The following is a 5,753-nucleotide window of genomic DNA, read 5'->3' on the forward strand; positions in this document are numbered from 1 at the left end:
TCGTCGAGCTGCTCGGGCGTCGCCGTGGGCTGCGGCTGAACTCGAGCGAGGAGGACGCCGGCGACCGGCCGTACCTGACGGCGATCCCGGCGTCGACCGACGCGGAACGCGAGATCGGCGAGTGGCTCGGCTACCTCGTCGACGTCGGCGGCCACCTGCGGAGCCGGGACGCGCTGTCGTACTACGCGGAACTCGGCTGGGTTGCTGACGACGCGGCCGACGCCCTCGCGCGTCGGCTCGCCGGCTTCGACGCGCCGAGCCGCGATCGGCCCTTCACGCCCGCGGACCACCGGATCAGTCTCGTCTCCATCGTCCGGATCGCTTCGTGTGCGAGTGATTTCCCATGAGCGACGCAGAATCCACGGACGCGACGGAGTTCGACGACCAGAACGCCCCGGCCCCGGTCGGGGTGAAACTCGGCAGCACCCGGACGGTGTTCGACGTCCCCGACGGCCGCGACGGACGCGAACGCCGCTCGACGCTGACGTGTCTGGCAACCTACGAGGACGCCATCACGGGCGAAGAGCAGGCGCTGTTCGGCCACGAGGCCGCGATCGAGTACCCCGACACGGTGCGGTTCATGCTCCGGTCGGGCCTCCCCGAGGACGACGCGAGCGTCACCGACGCCGAGCGCTTCTTCGAGGCGGTCGTCGAGGCCCACGACGTCCCCGAAGACAGCGCGGTCGTCTACGCGGTCCCCACCATCGACAACGAGACGGGCGTCGAGAACCTCAAGTCCGTCATCGAGGGCTCGTCTATCGGCGAGGCCGCGGTCCGGAGCTTCCCCGAGTCGCTGTGCGGGGCGATCCCCGCCTACGGCGACGGGCTCGACGCGATCGACGAGGTGTTCGTCTCGGTCAACATGGGCTCGACGACCCTGGAGGCGTGCGCGTACCGGCGCGGCGAGCAGCTCTCGCCGTTCTCGACCGGCTCGGTGACGGGCAACGAGGTCGACCGCTGGATCGTCGCCGCCGTCGAGGAGGAGAGCCAGGGTCGCGTCCACATCGACCGGACGACCGCCCGGGAGTACAAGGAGGAACACGCCGACGTGGACGACTTCGAGCCGTTCACGGACGTGGTCCAGCAGCCCGGCGGCGGGAGCCACGAGTTCACCGTCGACCGCGGCGTCGGAGAGCCGATCGATCGGTACATCGACGACGCGGTCGACGCGGTCGCCAACGAGTTCCTCCCGGAGCTCGCGAACGACCACATGAAGCCCTACCAGCTGGCGCTCGGCCGCCCCATCGCGGTCACCGGTGGAATGGCCTGCATTCCGGGGCTCACCGAGGCGTTCGAAGCGCGTCTGAGCGCGGAACTCGACCGCGACGTCGAGGTCGTCTCGCCGGACGACCCCGCGACCGCCGCGGCCGAGGGCGCGGCGCGGATCGCCGAACGGCTGAACTGAGCGGCCACGCTGCGCGGTCGCGCGCACCTCGCTTTCCGACGCGTCACCGGCCTCACCTTCTCCGACGAACTGCCAGCCGGGCCACGTCTCGAAGGGGCTCAGACATCGAAGAGCCGCTCCGCGTCACGCGCCTGCCGGCGGTAGATCCCTCGGCCCTTCAACCGGGGGACCTCGTGGCGGTGGAGGGTCTCGCGCTCGCAGTCGTACACGAGCGGGAAGACGTTCGTCCGTCGACGGGCGACCGTGTAGGAGGTCGCGGCCTCGACCAGCGACGCGTCGGCCTCGGGGACGGCGAAGGTCACGTAGCCGAGCGGCGTGGTCGATCCCCCGTCGCTGCCCCGATCGACGGGGTCGACGCGGTCGGCGAGGGTCTCCCGGAGCGCTTCGGCGGCCGTGGTGAGGTCGTCGGGATCCGGGTCGTCGGCCTCGACGAGCGTCGCGAGTACGGTCACCGTCCCGATCGAGTCGTCGTCGTCGCGAGTCATCCAGAGTCGGTCGAAGTCGGTCGGGCGATCGTCGACCGCGCCGAAGTCGTGTTTTTCGGCGGTTCGTCTCGACCTCGTCGCGGTACTGGGTCGGGTCCATACCCATGCCACGAACTACATGGTAAAAAATGATACATACGATCGGGGGCCGACACGCCGTGCAGCGGCACCGGTGGGACTCGACGAGGACCCCCGCCCGGCGGCTAGAAGTCCGCGAACGACGCCTGCCCTCGCTCCGCGCGGTCGGCCTCGGAGACGTTGGTCGCGACGATCTCGTCCACCTCGCCGCGAGCGGTCTCGTCGCTGTTGATGCTCCGCGTCGCGCCCTCCTTCTCGACGCGGAACCCGGCGTCGTCGTACGGCTCGTACATCACGCCGCTGTTGCTCAGGACGAAGTACACGCCTTTCTCGTCGAGCTCCTCGACCGTCTCCAGCAATCGCTCCTGATCCTCGCGGCCGAACCCTTCCGCGCTGTACTCGGCGAAGTTCGCGGTCGCGCTCATGGGCTCGTACGGCGGGTCGAGGTAGACGAGGTCACCCTCGTCGGCGGCGTCGAGGACGTACGCGAAGTCCGCGTTGCGGACGTCGGTGTCGGCGAGCGCGCGACTGGCGGCCCGGACGCGGTCGGCCATCACCCACTCCGGATCGGCGTACCGGCCGATGGGGACGTTGAATCCGCCGCCGCTGTTCTCGCGGTAGAGCCCGTTGTAGCACGTCCTGTTGAGGTACAGGAGGAGCGCGGCCTCTTCGACCCGGTCCGCCCCGGTCGCGGGCCACTCCTCGTCGGCGTACGCTCGACGGTTGAAACGGGCTCGCTGCTGGTAGAAGTACTGTTCGACGGCGTTCCCCTTCCAGTTCTCCTCGGCGAACGCCCGATCGGGGTCGGGGTCGGCCTCGGGATCGTCGAACTCGCGGAGCCGGGCGATCAGCTCGTCGGGGCGATCGCGGACGACCCGGTAGAAGTTCGCGAGGCGCGGGTTGGTGTCGTTGACCGTCGCGTCGTCGGGCTCGAGGTCGAAGAAGACGGCACCGCCGCCGAGGAAGGGCTCGTGATAGCGATCGAAGTCGGCGGGGAAGCGGCCGTAGATCTCCTCGAGGAGCTGCCGCTTCCCGCCCGCCCACTTCAACACCGGCTTGACCATCACGTCGGGGTTCCTCGTGCGACAATATATCTGTACTGACCGCGGGAGCACCGAACCCGCGACCGGTCGGAGCGCTCGGGTCGAAACGCGAAAATAGTCCCGGCCGGCATCGGGAGCGCCCATTTGTAGTCCACGCCCTCGCTCTCCCGTCGATACGGAGCGCGTGTCTCAGTTGGTACCTCGGAAACGACCTCCCCGGAGCCGGTGCCAGACGCGTGCTTCTCGGGAATACTGACGCTGGAGGCGGTCGACAACAGCGGGTTGACGGAGCGGTTCTCCCGGTCAGTCCCCGAGTTCGCGGAGCGTCTTCTGCACCTGCGAGTAGACCTTCGGATGCAAGTTCATCCCCTCGTTCACGAGGTCGTACAGGAGGTCGGTCGCCTCGTCTGCCGTCAGGTCACCGTTCTTGGTACAACTGAGCAACAGCGTCGTCACCCACCAGCACTCGACGCCGTGGCTCCGGGCGACCTCGATCAGTCCCTTGTCGTTGGCGAGGAGGAGCTCCTCGTCGTCCTCGGCCAGCAGGATCACGGACGCGTCGGCAGCCGCGATTCCCTCCATCGACGCCACCTCATCGGCTCGGGCTGGCGTGTCGTGAACGGCCACGTCCGCCAGAAACTCCCCGAGCGCCGCGGTTCCACGCTTTCCCTCAGTGAGGACTTCCGCTCGAACCGCTTCGGTCGTCCGAATCTCGTCGAAGGCGGTCGAGACGAGATCGAGTCGACCGACCCACGCGAGCGGAATCAGCGCGGAAGAGTCGACGATGACCATCTAGATGCGGTCGAGGTCGCGCTCGAGGTCGTCGGTCGTGTACCCGACGTCGATGCCCTCCTCGGCGGCGAGCGTCAGTATCTCGACGTACGAGACGTCCGCGAGTTCCGCCGCCTTCCGGAGTGTGATGCTGTGGTCGCGAAGCCGATCGAGCGCCCGCTCCTTGCGCCAATCGTCCAGCCCCTGTCGGATGAGTCGCCGAAGCACCTCCGACCGGTCGGCACTCATCTCTGCCTCCAGTTCGGCGAGTGCCTCCTCGTCGTCCTCCGGGATGCGCGTGGTGACCGTTTTCATCGTTACGATCCATTACGTTACGATACGGAATAGATGTAACGGACAGTTGCACTCCTGTTCACGATCTTGTCAGGGGTGACGGACTCAACGACGAGTTCAGTCCCTGTTACCCCCGGTGGGCGCGGCAGTCACGGATCGAGGTCGGCCAGCTCGCGACCGAGTCGACGAAGGTCGTCGCCGCGATCGAGTTCATCAATCCACCTGTCGGGAAGATCGCTGGCACCGAAGCGAGCGCCCGCAATCGCACCCGCCACGGCGCCGATGGTGTCGGCGTCACCGCCGCCGTTCACGGCGTTCACGATGGCCGCCTCGGCGTCGTCGGCCGTGAGCGCGTGATACGTCGCCGCCTGCAGCGTGTCGACGACGTACCCCGTCGGCGAGAGCGTCTCGGGACCGATCTCGTCGGGGACGGGTTCGACTGCCGCGATCAGCTCGTCCGGGGTCTCCTCGGGAAGCGCGGAGAGTGCGTCCTCCAGCGGCCGCGGGTCGTCACGGAGGTAGCCCGCGATCGTCCGGTTGAGCAGCTCGCACCCGTAGACACAGCGGGGATCGTAGTGGGTGAGCTTCGAGGAAGTGCGACTGGCAGTCGTCAATTCGTCGAGATCGTGGGTGTACGCGACAGCGATAGGGGCACACCGCATCACGCTCCCGTTGCCGGCGTTGCGGCCCTCCGGGCTGTTTTCCCAACTCTCGCGGCTCGCTCCCAGTCGTCGCCGTCTGCGATCCGCCGCAGGACGCGCCGCGTCAATCCGCCGATGCCGACGGCGCCGCCTTCGTACCACTCGACGAACCGCCGGCTGGCGTCGTCGGGATCGAAGCCGTCACACTCGACGAGGCTCCGCGCCACGCGAAGCGCCTGTTCAGTGTCGTCGGTGAGGCCGCCCGGTGGAACGCGTCCCTGAACGAACTCCGTGAGCGTGCCGTGTTCTGCAGCGATGCGGTCGGCAGACCAACCCTCGACCGGTTCGCCGAGCGCGTCGCCACACGCCAACCCGAGCAAAACTCCGGTACTACCGTCGTGAGTGGCCATACGGTATCTTGTACCGGCGGCGCCACCTTCGTTTTAGCGACGAGACCGAGGCGACGAGGCAGGCACGGGCCAGGTGTCGGCAGCCATCGAGTAGCACGATAACGGCGGGCCGGACATCCCGCGATCTGATGTCTCCAAGGGACGTCCGTTCAGCACCGGACGACGGGAGTCGGGTGCGCGTGGTTGGGCGATCGACTCGGGGACTACAGACGGAGGATGGATAGTCCCGGGCGGATTCGAACCGCCGTCAATGGCTCCAAAGGCCATTATGATTGGCCACTACACCACGGGACTCCGGTCGTGCGTTGCCGGCGCGTACTCAAGTACGTTACCTTCCGGTCCGCCGGCACCGCCGATCGTCACGAGTGACCTACGCCCCTTCCCGGAGACGGCCGTGTCGCTCCTCGAACTTCTCTCGACACGAACCACAACAGAAGTGATACAGCGTACCGTCGATTCGCGCCGACTCTCCCTCCGCGGTGACGGTGTTGCCGCACTCGACGCAGTCGATCGCGAGGTCGGCCTCGCCGATCGCGGGCGTCCACGCGCGCTCTTCGAGGACGCGCACCGAGAGGTCGCGCACCGACCCCAGCCCGACCGCCTCGTCAACGACCTCGCGGACCGTG

At 67.8% G+C, this 5,753-nt stretch carries 7 protein-coding genes, 1 tRNA gene and 2 pseudogenes; 2 read left to right on the forward strand and 8 right to left on the reverse strand.

What is annotated here, in order from left to right; all coding sequences use genetic code 11:
* Together GJ633_RS13240 and GJ633_RS13245 are read left to right on the forward strand one after the other, a co-directional pair.
* The coding region (locus GJ633_RS13240; protein WP_156589198.1) for a FlaD/FlaE family flagellar protein at nucleotides 1–347 on the forward strand (347 nt) is incomplete at its 5' end.
* The gene (locus tag GJ633_RS13245) at nucleotides 344–1,405 is read left to right on the forward strand and encodes a hypothetical protein (RefSeq protein ID WP_156589199.1); all 1,062 of its coding nucleotides are present in this window, start codon (nucleotides 344–346) and stop codon (nucleotides 1,403–1,405) included. The genes GJ633_RS13240 and GJ633_RS13245, both read left to right, overlap by 4 nt.
* A 98-nt stretch (nucleotides 1,406–1,503) precedes the next feature.
* Here the strand turns inward: GJ633_RS13245 and GJ633_RS13250 are convergent.
* The 8 genes and pseudogenes from GJ633_RS13250 to GJ633_RS13280 form a co-directional block, all read right to left on the reverse strand.
* A pseudogene (locus GJ633_RS13250) lies at nucleotides 1,504–1,990 on the reverse strand (hypothetical protein).
* A 103-nt stretch (nucleotides 1,991–2,093) separates the two neighbouring features.
* Complete coding sequence (locus tag GJ633_RS13255) at nucleotides 2,094–3,032, reverse strand: DNA adenine methylase (RefSeq protein WP_156589200.1); 939 nt, start codon at nucleotides 3,030–3,032, stop codon at nucleotides 2,094–2,096.
* Nucleotides 3,033–3,314: 282 nt separating this feature from the next.
* Nucleotides 3,315–3,803 carry a hypothetical protein gene (locus tag GJ633_RS13260; RefSeq protein WP_156589201.1) on the reverse strand — a complete coding sequence of 163 codons (489 nt, stop codon included), beginning with the start codon at nucleotides 3,801–3,803 and terminating at the stop codon, nucleotides 3,315–3,317.
* A complete protein-coding gene (locus GJ633_RS13265) occupies nucleotides 3,804–4,097 on the reverse strand; it encodes a UPF0175 family protein (RefSeq protein WP_156589202.1) in 294 nt (97 codons plus the stop codon). It abuts the gene before it with no gap.
* Nucleotides 4,098–4,225: 128 nt separating this feature from the next.
* On the reverse strand, nucleotides 4,226–4,738 hold the full coding sequence (locus tag GJ633_RS13270) for an ADP-ribosylglycohydrolase family protein (protein WP_343160896.1): 513 nt from the start codon (nucleotides 4,736–4,738) through the stop codon (nucleotides 4,226–4,228).
* Nucleotides 4,738–5,088, reverse strand: a complete 351-nt coding sequence (locus GJ633_RS18290) for an ADP-ribosylglycohydrolase family protein (RefSeq protein ID WP_321169085.1) — start codon at nucleotides 5,086–5,088, stop codon at nucleotides 4,738–4,740. Before GJ633_RS18290 ends, GJ633_RS13270 begins: the two co-directional genes overlap by 1 nt.
* Before the next feature lie 260 nt (nucleotides 5,089–5,348).
* Nucleotides 5,349–5,421: transfer RNA gene (locus GJ633_RS13275), tRNA-Gln, on the reverse strand.
* A gap of 76 nt (nucleotides 5,422–5,497) precedes the next feature.
* Nucleotides 5,498–5,753 (reverse strand): annotated as a pseudogene (locus GJ633_RS13280) (ArsR family transcriptional regulator); the annotation flags it as partial.

It is taken from the genome of Halorubrum sp. CBA1125 (assembly GCF_009742825.1).
Lineage (GTDB): Archaea > Halobacteriota > Halobacteria > Halobacteriales > Haloferacaceae > Halorubrum.

What these genes read in the sequence shown, in the direction of transcription:
- GJ633_RS13245 (WP_156589199.1), top strand. Translation starts at nt 344, where the DNA reads ATGAGCGACGCAGAATCCACGGACGCGACGGAGTTCGACGACCAGAAC.
- GJ633_RS13255 (WP_156589200.1), bottom strand. Translation starts at nt 3,032, where the DNA reads ATGGTCAAGCCGGTGTTGAAGTGGGCGGGCGGGAAGCGGCAGCTCCTC.
- GJ633_RS13260 (WP_156589201.1), bottom strand. Translation starts at nt 3,803, where the DNA reads ATGGTCATCGTCGACTCTTCCGCGCTGATTCCGCTCGCGTGGGTCGGT.
- GJ633_RS13265 (WP_156589202.1), bottom strand. Translation starts at nt 4,097, where the DNA reads ATGAAAACGGTCACCACGCGCATCCCGGAGGACGACGAGGAGGCACTC.
- GJ633_RS13270 (WP_343160896.1), bottom strand. Translation starts at nt 4,738, where the DNA reads ATGCGGTGTGCCCCTATCGCTGTCGCGTACACCCACGATCTCGACGAA.